We start from the raw sequence: 15,492 nt of genomic DNA, 5'->3' as shown, positions 1-15,492 counted from the left end.
TCTGATAGTCACGACCGAATCGTCGTCTATCGCTGTATCACCGCCGGGAAGTGCGGAACATCCAACAGGCACGGATTGCCTGGCAACCAGCAAGCCAATATCCGTGAAAACGACAACTCCAAACTATCTTCGCCTACACTCAGGCGCTCGCCCTTCCCAAACCAATGACCCTCAGCTTACGGACGAGATGGCCACGTTCTGGCAATCGTTCACCGAGCAAACGGGTTGGCGTCTAGACCAGCGTTCACGAAGCGTTGGAGCTCCAAAGTTATTGCCGGTTGTTTCGGCGGACCAATCAACCCTCAGCAAAGCTTCCGCACGGATGCTTGCCGAAAGTGCGGCAAACCTAATCGTACGACTTCGCGAAGCCGAACAGGCAGTGGTTCGCCAGGAAGCCGAATTGGTGGTCACCACGACACCTTTGGCCGACCCCGAACAACAATCCGATTTCTCGGCTCGATTGAGCGACGTGCTAATGGGCGCGGCGGAAGGAATCGGCTGCGTCGCCGCTGCGTTTTACATGCTGGACGACGATACTTCCTCGCTTAAAATGCGAGCCCAATATGGCTTACAACCGCCGCGTTTGGTCGTAGCTCCACGCTCGCTGCGAGGAGCCCTCGCGGACCTTGAAGCGATGGTTTCGGACGTCGTTGCGATCGAAGATTGCCATTCCACTGACGAAGTCTACAGCAGCCCTGAACCCTTTGCGTCAGCGATCTGTGCAGTCGTCGCAGAAGGAGGTGTTCCAATTGGAACCCTTTGGATCTGGAACAACATCGCGATGGATATCGATTCGACGGCATTGGCGGTCGCTCGATTGGCAGCATCGTCGATAGCGTCCGAAATCCGAGCCGAACGGTTGCTACGTCGCGTTCGGTCTGAACAGAAAACAGACATCACGCTGAAAGCGGTTTCAATGTGGCAGGAACTGCAGTTGCCTCCAGCGATGCCGCTGGCCAAAGGCTGGTACGTCGATGGATGCACTCACAGTGATTCGCCAGTCGCAGGAAGCTGGCACACATGGGACATTCTTCCCGACGGTCAAATTGGGTTCGCCGTTGCCGAAGCTCACTCAGAATCGCTTGATAAAGCGATGATCGCGGCGACCGCTCGGGCCGCTTTCCAGTCCCATTCCGGCTACCGGTTAAAACCCAACCAACTGGTGCGGCGGGTTGCCGACACCCTCTGGCAAACCAACACAGGAGAACAATTGGTTTCCCTCCTGTATGCAAACATCGATCCGGAAACAGGCGAGGGAGTGCTGACCTGTGCTGGGTCGACCCACGCGATGGTCCTTTCGTCCTACGGATTTCGGGTACTCACCAAAGATTCCCAGCCACTGTGCAGTTTTCCTGACTACCAACCGGTCGATATCGCTTTCCGTTTACAACCGGGCGAAGTCCTGTGGGCAGCAACGGGCAATATGATAAAATCCGCAGAACGGAATAAACGCGGCTGGACCCAACAAGAAATCGCCGCGATCGTTTCGGAGCATATACAGGCAGGCCCGCACGAAGTGATTCCGGCACTCTGGCGATCAATCGTCAACGCAGATTCGGTTGGTGATTGCACGGCGGCCATCCTCTGCCGTCAATAAATAACATCCGCCTGCGATCTTATCCTTTGTTGAATGGATTGGTTTTGCCGTGAATCAACCAACCCAAGCCTCGCTAGCGAATGCTGGTTTCGACGAAAGCCAGCCTTGCTCCAAACTTTGGCGATGCTGGGAAGCTTGGTTGATCCTTTTGGTCTTTGTGATTTTTGCCGGAGACCCCACACCCGGGATCAACGAGGCTCATTACTTAGCCAAGGCGAAACAGTTTTGGCAACCCGATTGGTGTGCAAACGATTTGTTTGTGACCAGCGGCAAAGCCCACACAACGTTCTACTGGACGTTCGGTTGGTGGACTCGGTTCGTCTCATTGGATGCTGCGGCCTGGATCGGGCGACTGATCGGCTGGTCGATGCTGGCGATTGGCTGGCAGCGATTGTGCTGGGCGATCGCCCCTAAACGTTACGTCAGTCCGCTGGCCGCTTGCATTTGGATCGTGGGAATCCAATATGGAAACTTAGCGGGTGAATGGGTGGTCGGTGGCATCGAAGCAAAAGTACCCGCCTATGCCTTTGTCTTATTCGCTTTAGAACGAATGGTCTGTCGACGGTGGTCCTGGGTCTGGCCGTTGCTGGGGGCCGCGAGTGCTTTCCATGTTTTGGTCGGAGGCTGGTCGGTCCTCGCCGCAGGCTTGGTTTGGATCGCAAGTGGAAAAAGACGTGGTTCACTTGTACGCCAACTGCTGCCACTGGCGATCGGAGGCGGACTGGCATTGTTCGGTCTGCTGCCGGCACTATGGCTTTCCGCTGGAACAGCTCCCGAGGACGCTGTTGCTGCCGCACGTACGTATGTCTACGAACGGATCCCGCATCATCTATTGCCTGCTGATTTCCCCGCCCATTGGTACATTCGCCATGGTGTGTTGATTCTCTTGACCGCGGCGATTGTCGCGATCCAGCCGATCGGAAAACGACTGCAAGACCTAACGCTCTTCACCATCGGGGCTGTGCTGCTGGCGGGGATCGGACTGGTGATTGGGATGCTACCCGAATCCCATCCAGATTTGGCGGCAAAATTACTGCGGTACTATTGGTTCCGCTTAACCGACGCGGCGGTGCCACTACTGCTGGCGATTGCCACGGTACGACTATTTGTCGTTGACTGTCGCTGGGGAAAGAAATGCGGATGGGCGATCGCCATCCCGTTATCGGTGGCAAGTGTTGCCTGTATCGCCTGGCTGGGGATCGAACGGCAGCAGGTCAATCTGCCAGCTTCCTGTGACCGAGCGGCACAGGGGCATGCGCAAGAGACTTCCATGGCGGAACGACAAGAAGTCTTTCAAGAATGGAAGCGTGTTTGCCAATGGATTCAAGAGAACACCGATCCTGACGCTGTCTTCCTGACTCCGCGACATCAGCAAACATTTAAATGGTATGCGGAACGTGCGGAAGTCGTGAACTTTAAAGACGTCCCCCAGGATGTCCCTAATTTAAAAATTTGGCAAACGCGTTTTGATGATGTGTTCCCACCCGAATTGGGAAGGTTCCGAGTCACCATCCAGTACAGTGAACTGCTGCGGTATCGCGAGCAATACGGCGCTAAATACATGGTCGTCGATCGACGTGCCGTTCCGTACCGGCTTCCTCTTCAGTCGCTCTACCCAACACCGCTAACGAAGAACAAGTACTACGCAGTCTATCAGTTGCCTTGACGGATCGTGTCCTTTCAAACTTACTGCGACGAACGAGAAAGCGTAAAGGTCCTGCGGTAGGCTAGCGGCGTCATGCCGGTCAGACGTTTGAAATTTCGACTCATCTGAGCTTGGTCGTAAAATCCACAAGCGATCGCAATCTTCAGTAGCGGGGTATCGCTACGGGACAACTGATTACGAACAGCATTGATTCGAACGCGGAGAATGTACTGAGATGGCGACATCTTGAACAAGCTTCGAAAACGGCGATCAAACTGGCTGATCGACAATTGCGACAACGCAGCCAATTCACCAACCCTCAGCTTTTCGTTATACCTTTCAAGGACCGCGGTGATCGCTGCGGAAAAAGGGCGATAGGGCGACGCATCGATCGTTTCAAGAAACGGCCGCATGACTCCCGCGATTCCCGCCACATTTCCCTCGCGGTCAAACAGCGGAATTTTTGACGAAACAAACCACTCCTGCACGTTCCGATAGTCATAAACCAGCCAGACCTGGTTGAGCAGCGGCGTCCTCGAATCCATCACCTCGCAATCTTCAGAGCGATATCCGTTGGCCATTGCGGGAGGGTGAAAGTCATGGTCGGTTTTGCCAAGGATCTCCGCTTCGCTGCGAAGGCCGTTGCGCAATAGCGATGGACGGTTGGCGGCGACAAACTGACCTGCCCTATCTTTAGCAAAAAAATGAATCCCCGGCAACGTCCGGAAAAGGTCAATCAATCCGTTTGCATCTGCTAAATCCGTAAAAAAACGAATCGGTTCTATCGCTGGCTGATTTACATTCATGCGGAAATAATACAAAAAACCGCCGGCATTCGCCAATCGTTTGTCGCGGCGACCAGTCATACTAGTGATTGGTCCAGCCAAAGTTCTGCGGTTGCCGAACCCCCAGTAACTAAAACAGCTTCCCAGCTCCATTTGTTTTATTAACCATGATTTGCACGTTCACGAATGATCGAAGAGGCCTCGTGTCGCTTCTCCTTTTTCTCTGCTTGGCGATTCCAGCCAACGGGGAAGAGGCGATTGATTTCAGTCGCGATATTCGTCCGCTCCTTTCGGACAACTGTTTTGCTTGTCATGGATTTGATGAAGGATCACGCGAAGCGGGACTTCGCCTGGACACGCGCGAGGGAGCGGTAGCCGATCTGGGGGGCTACGCAGCGATCGTGCCTGGCGATCCTGATGCGAGTGAGCTGTTAGTGCGGATTAAGAGCAAGGACCCCGACGCGTTAATGCCGCCTGCAGATTCACACAAAGATCGACTGAACGAGGAAGCCGTTGCCAAACTGGAACGCTGGATTACCGAAGGCGCGAAATGGGGTGCACACTGGGCTTTTGAAATGCCTCAAGCGATTGCTCAATCCGAAAACACTTCGCATCCGATTGATTCCTTCGTCCAAAAACGACTGGCCCTAAAAGAATTGGCTTTAGCACCTTCCGCAGAAGTGCATACGCTGGCACGCCGATTGGCTTTTGATCTAACAGGTTTGCCGCCAACGGAAGAAGCGATGAAACGTTTGGGCGAAACACCAACGGAAGCGGATTGGCAAAAATGGATCGATGAATTACTGGCCAGTCCTGCCTATGGCGAACGGATGGCAATGTGGTGGTTGGACGGAGCTCGATATGCCGACACAGATGGTTTCCAACAAGACTCCACCCGCGAAAACTGGCCGTGGCGTGATTGGGTCGTCGATGCATTTAACCAAAACATGCCCTTTGACCAATTTACGATTGAGCAATTTGCAGGCGACCTATTGCCCGATGCCACCGATGAACAGGTTTTGGCGACCTGCTTTCATCGAAACCACATGCACAACGGTGAAGGGGGACGCGACCCGGCCGAATCACGCGTCGATTACGTACTGGATCGAACCAACACGATGGGGACGTTATGGCTGGGGCTAACCTTGGGTTGCACACAGTGTCATGATCACAAATTCGATCCGATCTCTCAGAAAGAGTACTACAGCCTGACCGCCTTTTTTGACAGCATCGACGAAAGTGGTGCTGCAGGGGGTGGAGCAAAACCATTCATGTCCTATCGGTCTCCGCATACGGCCCCGGCAATCGCAGAAGCACAACGGTTGGAGCAGCAATTAGAAGCAGCGCTGCAACAAGTACAACAGGATGCCGAACCCGCCTTTCAAAAGCAGCTTCAGAAATGGCATCAGCAAGCCAAGTCAGGTTTTCAAGCTTGGCACCCGATCCGGGCCACCGAGGTCTGGTCGACCGAAGGCACCAAGTTGACACCAGGTCCCGAAGGGCATTTCAATGCCAGTGACCAGGGGCATCATCAAGATGACTATCACCTGATCGTGAAGGAACTTCCCTTAGCACGAGTCACCGGTGTGCGACTGCAAGTGCTCGCGGACCCATCGCATACCGACGGTAAGTATTCGTTCGCCGATAGCGGTGAATTCATTCTTACTAATTTCAAACTGCAGGTCCGTAATCGCCGAAACGGTGACCTGACCGAACTTCCCTTACGCCAAGCAGCGGCCAGCCAAAACGGGACGGGGAAAGACAAAAAGTACGGGAATGTGTCGGGCACTTTGGATGACGATCCACGAACCGGGTGGACCACCCGGACGAAACCGGTCGATGCGATTCAGCAAGCGGTTTTCGAACTGCAAGATCCCTTGGTTTTGCAGGAAGACGAACAGCTAGAGATCATCATGATGCAAAGATCTTTGGCCCCACGCGAACTGATCGCGAAATTCACGCTTTCCTTAACCGACCAGCGAGGCAAAGCGGTCCGTTCGCTAAAGCCGATGCCGATGGAGCGACTGGCCCAGTCACTTCAGGCTGCAGACGAAACCAAACAACCTGCGGATCCCAGCTCCGATGAAGGAACGTCCAAACAAGACGCGACGGCATCCGACCTTACTGAAAACATGGCTCCCGAACTTGTGAAGGACTTTCGAGAGCAGTTCTTGCTGGATGACGCTCGATGGCAGGAAGCCAACCAACGGCACCAGCGAGCGGTCGCACAACGTCGTGCGACTGAAAAAGCTGGTGGAGAATTATTGGTAACCGTTTTGAAAGAACGGGCCCAGCCCAGGCAAACACACGTCCTCTTGCGCGGGGTCTGGGATCAACATGGCGAAGTCGTTCCTCCCGGATTCCCCACAGCGATTCCTTCACGACCGAACGATCCCTCCACGCAAACCGCTTACGATCGCCTTGCATTGGCAGAGTGGTTGGTCTCCAAAGAAAACCCGCTCACAGCACGGGTGATCGTCAACCAAGTTTGGCAACTATTTTTTGGAGCAGGCCTAGTCCGCACCCCGGGCGACTTTGGTCTACAAGGAGAATCGCCGACGCATCCAGACTTGCTTGATTGGTTGGCAGTCGATTTCATGGACCATGATTGGGACCTTAAACACCTTGTGAAACGAATCGTCACCAGCCGTACGTACCGGCAATCAAGCGTGGTTTCGCCTTCGCTTCTCCAAGACGATCCCGAAAACCGTTGGTTGGCAAGAGGAGCACGTTTTCGCTTGCCCAGCTGGATGATCCGGGATGCATGTTTACAACAGAGCGGGCTGCTGAATCCGATGGTCGGTGGGCCGCCGGTCTTCCCCTACCAGCCTCCCGGGATCTGGCAGGATCAGTTCATGGGCAGGTTCACCTACAAACCAACGATTGGTCCGGGGCAATATCGAAGAACCCTCTATGCGTTCTGGCGGCGGAGCAGTGCGCCTACGTTTCTATTTGACAATGCGATGCGTCGAACCTGTGAGGTTATTCCGCGTCGCACGAACACACCGCTTCAGGCGCTCGTGCTGATGAACAATCTGACGGCACAGGAAGCGGCCCGACACTTGGCGGACAATTTATTGAGCAATTTATTGAGCAAGGAAACCACGGATGCCAAGTTGCTGACAAAAATCTATCAACGAATCTTGCAGCGTCCTCCAACCGACACGGAAATCACGGTCCTTGAAGAAACGTACGCCGAAGCGTTTGCGTACTATCAAGAACACCCTGATGATGCGATGGAATTCGTGACGGTTGGGCAGTTGCCCGCTCCCCAATCCAGTCCCGTTCGACTAGCAGTAACAACTTTGGTCGTCGGTTTAGTATTCAACTTAGACGAGGCGATCACCCATGAATAATAATCCCTCCACAAGCCCTCAAACCGCTCAACTGCAACAGACTCGGCGATACTTCCTTGGACAAGGTGCTGGAGTTGGGCTGGGAGCAATGGCGTTGCAGTTGATGCAGGCTTCCCAGTCGGCAGCCGCTTCTACGGCCGCGCTTCCCCATTTTGCCCCCCGCGCAAAACGGGTTATTTTCTTAACGCAGTCAGGGGGTCCCTCTCAGATTGAATTGTTTGACCATAAGCCAGGACTGGTAAAGCAGGCAGGCAAACCACTGCCGGAAAGCGTGCGCGGTGGGCAGCGTCTGACGGGCATGACCAAAGGTAAGCCACAATTGATCATGCCTTCTCATGCCGCCTTTAAGAAACGTGGCAATTCAGGGGCAACCGTGAGCGACTGGTTACCCAAGACGGCTGCAATTGCAGATGAATTGTGTTTTATCAAATCGATGGTCACCGACGAAATCAATCATGCGCCAGCGATGACAAAATTCCTAACCGGGCACCCTTTGACCGGGCGTCCCAGCATCGGAAGCTGGTGCAGCTACGGTTTGGGCACCGAGAACCAAGATTTACCCAGTTATCTTGTCCTGCTTTCGAAAATGAAACGGGGAAGCGACCAACCACTTTATGACCACTACTGGGGAAGTGGGTTTTTGCCGTCGGTTTACCAAGGAGTCAAATTGCGGAGTGCGGCCGATCCCGTTCTATACCTGAGAAACCCGGCGGGAATGCCCAGTGAATTGCGTCGCAAGATGTTGACCGGAATGAACGAACTGAACCGAATGCGTCATCAGTCGACGGGCGATCCTGAAATTGAAACCCGAATCCAACAGTACGAGATGGCCTACCGGATGCAATCCAGCGTCCCCGACCTAACCGATGTTCGCGACGAACCGGAATCAACGTTTGAGATGTATGGCCCCGATTCCAGACGCCCGGGAAGCTATGCCGCCAACTGTATCCTGGCCCGTCGCTTGGCGGAGAGAGGCGTACGCTTTATTCAGTTGTTCCATCCTGACTGGGATCATCACAGCCGCTTACGCAGCTGGTGCACGGCGCGGTGCCGCGATACCGATCAAGCGAGCGCGGCATTGGTTTTAGACTTGAAGCAACGAGGCATGCTGGACGACACCCTTGTTATCTGGGGAGGAGAATTCGGACGCAGCGTGGCAGGACAGGGAGCTTGGGACAGCCCGGAAGGTGGCCGTGACCATCACCCAAGGTGTTTTTCGCTTTGGCTGGCAGGGGGTGGAATCAAGAAAGGAATTTCTTATGGGGCAACAGATGCATTCAGTTACAATGCAATCGAGAATCCAGTGCACGTGAGGGACCTGCATGCCACGGTTCTCCATTTATTGGGCATTGACCACGAACGCTTCACCTACCCATTTCAGGGACTTGACTCCCGCCTAACCGGGGTCGAGGAGGCGCGAGTTGTCCACGATCTGGTCGTGTAGAATGAACAGGTGAAATCATTTCAGACCGATAATTTCATGATTCCGGAAGTAAGGGGATATCGTCCCCAAGTGAGGTAATTAAACTACCTGTCAGTCGTACGGGCAGGCCGTGGACGACACGGAAATGATGGGGAGGTATTGGGTGGATATTGACGGATCGGGGCTCGGATTTGACGACGAAGACGACGACGGCACCGAACTGCAAGAAAACGGTGACCTCGACACGGACGATGGCCGCAATAGTTCCAGCGGCCGAACAAAATCTTTGCCCTGGAAACTGGGGACCGAAGTCCGCGGGTTCCGCCTAAACAAACTGCTCGGACGTGGGGCGACCGGTGCGGTCTATAGTGCCACCGACTTAAAAACCCAAAGCACTTTGGCGTTAAAGGTTCTCTTCCATCCTGACGCCGACACGATCAATCGACTAAAGCGAGGCTTCCGTGCCCTTGCGGAAATCTTCCATCCCAATTTGGTCATGCTGTACGGGCTTTATCAGCATGATGGGCATTCTTTTATCACGATGGAGCAGATCGACGGCTTGCCGCTAGTACCGGCGATTCGAGCCGAGGGAATCGATTCTGCGGCGGTCTTTTATGATCGCATCAATTCCATTCTCAGAGACGCCGGGCGGGCACTGCACGCGCTGCATTCGAACCAATTGGTCCATCGGGACATCAAACCCAATAATTTGCTAATCGATCAAACGGGCCGATTGCGATTGATTGATTATGGAATGATCGGATCCTTCGATCCGGTTTGGGACCCGGAAGGACACCGCGCCTATGTGGCAGGAAATCGCAAGTACATGGCACCGGAGGTTCTGACCAAACAGAACTATCCGCCCGGCAGCGACATGTTCAGTTTGGGGAGAGTGCTGGTCAAGTTGATCCGCAGCTGCCACCCGTTCCGGCATGGATTACACATGAGTTCCGACGGGTTGCTGCCAGTCGATACCCCCAAACCATTGGCTCGCCTGATTCGGCGGATGCTAAAGGTAGAGATTTCAGAACGTCCGACCGCTTGGGAAATCGCCTCCACGGCCGCCGATTCCAGCGAGGCAACTTCGTCGCTGTTAGTGAATCCATGGCAACTGCGAATTGTCGGCCGCGAAAAATCGATCCAAGAGGTTCGCGAATGGCTTTCACTGATGGTCGCTGGCAAGGCAAGACGCCTGCACGTGACGGCCTCTCCAGGAATCGGAAAAACTCGTTTTTTGAATGCCATTCGAGAGCAGCTGAAAGAACACGCATGGTTGCAGGTCTTCGCTTCCCAGTGCCGCAGCCGGGAAGAGGTTCCGTTACAAGCATTTGACGAAATGGTCGATGTGCTCGCTCGAAGGTACAGCGGACCGAACGCGGAGCAACTGGAACTGGATCCGGTCAGCACCCAGATCTTGCATTATTCTTTCCCCGTCTTACGCGGGGTTTTGAAAAAGGCAAATGAAGTCTCTCGCGATCGCTCGTTAGGACAGGCGGAGGCGAATGACGCGGCGATCCACCTGACCAGCCAAGTCTGTCGACACGGCCCGGTCATTCTCATTATCGATGACCTCCAGTGGGCTGACCAAGATAGCTTGGCGTTGATCCGCCGCCTGGAAAAAGAAGTCCATGGCCTGTTCGCCGTCATCACTGCCTCACGCGATGATTTCATTCCGCCCGATCTCAGTCCCGAATTTGTATTGCGATTGGATCCATTAACCGAAACGGAATCAAAAGAAGTTCTAAGGCGTCACTTACAACTAAGCCGAATCGTTCTCACCGATTCGATCATTCAGCAAGTCGTCCAAATGGCAAATGGGAACTGCCATCACTTGTTGCAGCTGGCGGCCGGAATGTCCGCTGCCAAACCAAATGAACTAGCCGCTTGGTCTAATAACACAAGCTTGGATATTCGTTGCCTTTGGCGTCATCGGCTGGAACGACTTTCCGAACCAGCTCGTGGTTTACTAACGCATATCGCCGCCGCTGGCGGGCCGGTCGACATTGCGTTGGCCATGAAGATCACGAACTTAGGAGAAGCGGGACGTGAGGTATTGTCCCAGTTACTGCAACAACAGTGGCTTAGCAAACGAACAAGCACGCACCATGTAGAGATTTTTCACGACACCATCCTGGAAGCGCTCAGTGATATTTTGCCGGCGGAGCAGTGGCAGCAAGCTCACCTCCAATGGGCCGAGCGGCTGATCGAAGAAGGCGAATCGGTCTCGGCAGCACGGATCGCCGGGCATCTTTTCCAGGCAAATCTTCCAGAGAAGGGCGCAGAGTATGCCATCCGAGCCGCCGACGAAGCCGAAACTCGCTATGCGTTCTACGAAGCCGGAAGATGGCACTATCGGGCATCACAGCATTTGCTTCCGGAACCTGCTTTTGAACAACTGAAAAAGTCTGCCGATGCCTACACTGCTGGCGAGCGATCGACCGAAGCAGGTCAGATCTATCTGGAAATGGCAGAACATCCGCAAGCGGAAAACCCAGCTTGGTGCCAAGCTGCCGCAGCTGAAAGTTTCATTCGCGCCGGGAACATTGAGCAAGCTCTCAGCATCATTGTTGATTTGGCAGTTCGGCTGGGATTGCCCACACCAAAATCAAACTGGCGAAGCAACCTTTCAATCATCTGCAATAGGCTACGACTCCGCTGGCGCGGCGGATACCGTCTTCCCGCGGCGTCCGATTCTTCCGCTGTGGATGCAACAGAGGATCCTCTGATCAATGAACGCGTGCGGATTTGTTTTCAGGTAACGCGAGCGTTAGCGTTTTATGAAAACCACTATGCCGCGAATTTGATCACCGCTGGATTGCTGAAGATTCACCTGCCCGATGGGTCGCCAGCGCGGCTGCGTGGAGCTGTCGCGTATGCGGTTTTGGGCAGCTACAACCCTGGCTGGTGGAGACGGAGTGCCGCACGCTTGCTGACGGAAATGGACGCGCGCGTTGAAGAGGATGAGAATGTCGATGCGATCGCACACACCGCAGCAGCACGCGGTTACCACTACTGGCTGCAAGCCAGCTATGCCGATTGCATTTTCTCGTTGGAAAAAGCTTCCACTCTATACCGGCAACAATGCCGCGGAATGGTTTTCGAGTCGGTTCATACGCAATTCCCTGTTTTGACCGCTTACTTTTTTCTTGGGCGAATCGATCAGCTAATGTTGGTGGCTCAGAGCATGCAACACGATGCACTGGATCGTGACGACCAATTTACGCTCGATACGGCGACGACAGGATTCTCTGCGACCGCAGCACTGTTCAACGGAGATGTGGCCTGGGTAAAGAAGCGAAGCCAACTTCCCAAAGCGAGAAGACACGACCCGCAATGGCAGTTCTTGGACGTTTTGAAGCACGTGGCGTTGATACTCCGAAAAATGTACATCGGACGCCCTGATCACGCAGAGAAAATAATAAAGCTGTATCGAGGGCAACTAAAAAAATCAGGCATCCTCCGCATGCAAGCGGGACGGATCTGGGATAGTTGGTTGCAGGGAACGGTCGGACTTCAGCTGGCTGTCGCCAACCCAGAACAGAGCTGGGAAAGACTGAATACCGTTTCCAGGAAAGCTCGCTTGCTGATTCGAGAAGACGTTCCATTCGCGGTAGTCGTTGGCCAATTGATGCTCGCCCGAATTGCCGAAATGAAAGGTCAGACCGATCAAGCAAAAGAACTGTATACCGCAGCCGCCAAAGGGGCGGATCAGCAGCAACTAGAGCCATTCCGGCGGATTGCCCTGGATGGCTTAGAGTACCGACCCGGCAGAAGGTCGCGACCATCGCGTCTGCACGAACTGCTAGAAGAAATGCGAGTTCAAGATCCCGTCGCTAGTCTTAGGCTATACACCGCGCCTCGCCCAACCAAAGATGCCCGTCCAGACCAATAGAAATGGCGAAGACCGAAGGTAGCGAAAAAGGGGCAGCCCCACGCAAGGCGCGCTGTTGATTTAACGATTGTCGCCTTTCGCTCCGCGAAAGAACGCCCTCTCAAAGCTGCGATCGCTGAGCCCACGCGAGTTAACGGTGCATGCCTTTCCAGAAGAGACGCAAAGTCGGACGGGCTGCCGTCAGCCCATGTTGGACTTTTACGCCACCTTCGCATAGCTGGAGGGGCCGGCCATCAACTGAGCGATCTTGACGGCCGCTTTGGTTGTTGCCCCCGGCTGACCAACCTCTCGATGCAAATTGTCTAATTTCAGTGAGAGCTCCGTGCGGTATTCCGTATCGGAAAGCATCCGTGTGACATGCTGGACGAGGAAATCAACCGTCGCTTGTGGCGATCCACAAGACCCCATCTCCGGATAGACCATCTCGTTAGCGATGATATTCGGAAGCGTCATGTAAGGAATATTCACCATCATCTTCGCCGTCGCGTAGAAGACTCGACCGACGCGATAAATGACCGCCGCCGGAGTCTTGCGGGCCATCATTTCTAAACTGACCGATCCCGATACCATCATCGCACATTCGGAAACTTCGATGACTTCGCTGGTTTTACCAACAAAGAAATCGATCGGCAGGTTGCGATCCTCTGCCGTCAGCTGGTCACGGCACCAGAGGCATTGCTTGTCGCGAAACGCAGCGACCAAAAAGCGAACATCGGGATAGGTTGCTGCCAGCTGGCGAATCGCATCCAGCATGACGGGCCAGTTTCGCGTCACTTCGTGCTGCCGTGAGCCGGGAAGAATCGCGACCAACCGTCGTCCGGAATCGATTTGCCGTTGGCAGTCGGCTAGTACGGCCTTGTCCAATTTTGATTCGGCGACGGCGTCGAAGAAAGGATGCCCGACATACTCGGCGTCAACGTTCCTCTGGCGATACCAATTAGCTTCAAACGGAAGCACCGAAAGAACTTTGTCGACCGTTCGGCGCATCTTCTTGATTCGCCACGGTGCCCACGCCCACAACTGAGGCGGAAGGTAATAATAGACCGGCAAGCCGTACTTTTTGGCTCGTTTGGCGATGTGCCAATTGAACCCCGGAAAATCGGCTAGCAATACAGCGTCGACATCCCCTCTAGCAAAGATGGCTTCGGCTTGATCAGCCAAGTGGAAGAATTCGCGAATTTTTGGCAGAACTTCAACGATTCCCATGACCGCCATCGTTGTCAGCTCGAAATCCAGCTGACAGCCCGCTCGACGCATCTCCGGGCCCCCAAAGCCTCGCAATTCCAAGCATGGGGCCTCCTTCTTCAAGGATTCGATCAATCGCGCACAATGCTGATCACCACTGGGCTCTCCCACGGAAAAGAACAGCCGTTGCGACATCTTCGAACTACCATGAACAGAGGGCCTACGCGGATAAATACGGTACCCTACGCTATAGTGCGAAACGTCGATTGGCGTCAATATTGATTCCACTACAAAGTGCCAGGGGATTCGCCTTTATGGCTCACTATGCCTGCCTCTGCCCCGAAGTTCCCGGCCATTTAAATCCGACCCTGGCGATTGGGTGGCAGCTTCGCGAACGGGGGCACAAGGTAACCTTTGTGGGGGTGAGGGACGCTCAGCGTGCCGTCAACGCGGCAGGACTGGAGTACCATCCACTCGGCGAAACCGCTTTCCCCACGGGCACGATCCCTCAGCTTGCCTCTCGATTGGGAAGATTGGAAGGATTTGCGGCGGTCCGGTGCACGCTTAACCATGCACAAGATTTTTCGTCGGTGATCCTGCAAGAACTGCCGGCCATCTTAAAACGCCTGCAGGTCGACGGTTTGATTATCGATCAACTTCGTCATGCAGATATCGCCGTTGCCCAGTCGATGCAGATTCCTTTCGTGACGATTTGTAACGCGTTGACGTTCCATCGTGAACCGAACGTCCCGCCTCCTGCTTTTCACTGGAACTACCGCTCCGATTGGCTGGGTCGAATTCGCAATCAAATGGGTTGGCGGGGTATCGATTTTCTTAGCCGTCCAGCACTGAAATTGATCAACCAACATCGTCGACAATGGAAGCAGCCCCCCTGTCGCTCGCTCACGCAGTTGGATTCGCCATTGGCACAACTATGCCAACTTCCTGAATCGTTTGATTTCCCTCGGCAAGCGCTCGCTCCTTGGTTCCACTACGTCGGGTCTTGGACGCAGGAACAATCACGGGCGAGCGTGCCGTTTCCGTACGAGCGATTGAACGACCAGCCATTGATCTATGCATCGATGGGGACGTTACAAAATCGCTTGTTTGGGACGTTTCGAAACTTGATCGAAGCATGTCAGGGCTTGGATGCGCAGTTGGTCGTCTCACTCGGATCAAGCGATCCATCGACGTTGCCCGACCTTCCGCCCGGGCCGATCATCGTTCCACATGCACCGCAACTACAACTCCTGAAGCGGGCCGCCATGACCATTACCCATGCGGGGATGAACACCACATCGGAATCGCTCGCCCAAGGAGTACCGATGGTCGCGCTTCCAGTAACCAACGATCAACCTGGCGTTGCCGCAAGGATCGAGCATTCGGGGGTTGGCAAGATGATGATTCCGCGAAAGCGACAGGTGTCCGATCTACGAAGAGCTTTTTCCGACGTTTTGTCCAACCCAAAATATCGCCAACGGGCGGCCCAGATTCAGGAGGATATCCTGACCAACGGTGGTGCCTCTCGAGCAGCGGAAATAGTCGAGCGGGCGTTGTCGACTAACCAGCCAGTCATTCGCGAAGGACAGACCAACCTAGGAAGTTAAGT

8 protein-coding genes are annotated in these 15,492 nt (G+C 54.3%); 6 read left to right on the top strand and 2 right to left on the bottom strand.

From position 1 onward, the window contains the following. Positions 1–103: 103 nt before the first annotated feature. Complete coding sequence (locus FF011L_RS03365) at positions 104–1,597, top strand: SpoIIE family protein phosphatase (protein ID WP_145350147.1); 1,494 nt, start codon at positions 104–106, stop codon at positions 1,595–1,597. Positions 1,598–1,646: 49 nt separating this feature from the next. Further along, entirely contained in the window at positions 1,647–3,263 is a 1,617-nt protein-coding gene (locus tag FF011L_RS03360) for a DUF6798 domain-containing protein (protein ID WP_246109704.1), read from the top strand. 20 nt (positions 3,264–3,283) lie between these two features. On the opposite strand, the gene FF011L_RS03355 is transcribed toward FF011L_RS03360, so the two are convergent. After that, positions 3,284–4,108, bottom strand: coding sequence for an AraC family transcriptional regulator (locus tag FF011L_RS03355; RefSeq protein WP_218932990.1), 825 nt, complete (start codon positions 4,106–4,108; stop codon positions 3,284–3,286). A gap of 122 nt (positions 4,109–4,230) precedes the next feature. On the opposite strand from FF011L_RS03355, the gene FF011L_RS03350 reads away from it, so the two are divergent. The 3 genes from FF011L_RS03350 (at position 4,231) to FF011L_RS03340 (ending at position 12,698) form a co-directional block, all read left to right on the top strand. Then, on the top strand, positions 4,231–7,383 hold the full coding sequence (locus FF011L_RS03350) for a PSD1 and planctomycete cytochrome C domain-containing protein (protein ID WP_218932989.1): 3,153 nt from the start codon (positions 4,231–4,233) through the stop codon (positions 7,381–7,383). Continuing rightward, complete coding sequence (locus FF011L_RS03345) at positions 7,376–8,827, top strand: DUF1501 domain-containing protein (RefSeq protein WP_145350144.1); 1,452 nt, start codon at positions 7,376–7,378, stop codon at positions 8,825–8,827. The genes FF011L_RS03350 and FF011L_RS03345 overlap by 8 nt, the downstream gene beginning before the upstream one ends. Before the next feature lie 109 nt (positions 8,828–8,936). Further along, complete coding sequence (locus FF011L_RS03340; RefSeq protein ID WP_145350143.1) at positions 8,937–12,698, top strand: serine/threonine-protein kinase; 3,762 nt, start codon at positions 8,937–8,939, stop codon at positions 12,696–12,698. A 198-nt stretch (positions 12,699–12,896) separates the two neighbouring features. On the opposite strand, the gene lpxB is transcribed toward FF011L_RS03340, so the two are convergent. Further along, positions 12,897–14,078, bottom strand: coding sequence for a lipid-A-disaccharide synthase (lpxB, locus tag FF011L_RS03335; RefSeq protein ID WP_145350142.1), 1,182 nt, complete (start codon positions 14,076–14,078; stop codon positions 12,897–12,899). 119 nt (positions 14,079–14,197) lie between these two features. On the opposite strand from lpxB, the gene FF011L_RS03330 reads away from it, so the two are divergent. Next, positions 14,198–15,490, top strand: coding sequence for a nucleotide disphospho-sugar-binding domain-containing protein (locus FF011L_RS03330; protein ID WP_218932988.1), 1,293 nt, complete (start codon positions 14,198–14,200; stop codon positions 15,488–15,490). The last annotated feature ends 2 nt before the right edge of the window (positions 15,491–15,492 follow it).

The sequence above is a fragment of the Roseimaritima multifibrata genome (assembly GCF_007741495.1).
Classification (GTDB): Bacteria; Planctomycetota; Planctomycetia; order Pirellulales; family Pirellulaceae; genus Roseimaritima; species Roseimaritima multifibrata.
Note: the sequence above shows the minus strand (reverse complement) of the source record. Positions and strands in the feature narration are given on the sequence as shown.

Bases quoted from the DNA above. Each gene is read 5' to 3' on its own strand.
- FF011L_RS03355 (WP_218932990.1), bottom strand. From the start codon at position 4,108: ATGACTGGTCGCCGCGACAAACGATTGGCGAATGCCGGCGGTTTTTTG.
- FF011L_RS03345 (WP_145350144.1), top strand. From the start codon at position 7,376: ATGAATAATAATCCCTCCACAAGCCCTCAAACCGCTCAACTGCAACAG.
- lpxB (WP_145350142.1), bottom strand. From the start codon at position 14,078: ATGTCGCAACGGCTGTTCTTTTCCGTGGGAGAGCCCAGTGGTGATCAG.
- FF011L_RS03330 (WP_218932988.1), top strand. From the start codon at position 14,198: ATGGCTCACTATGCCTGCCTCTGCCCCGAAGTTCCCGGCCATTTAAAT.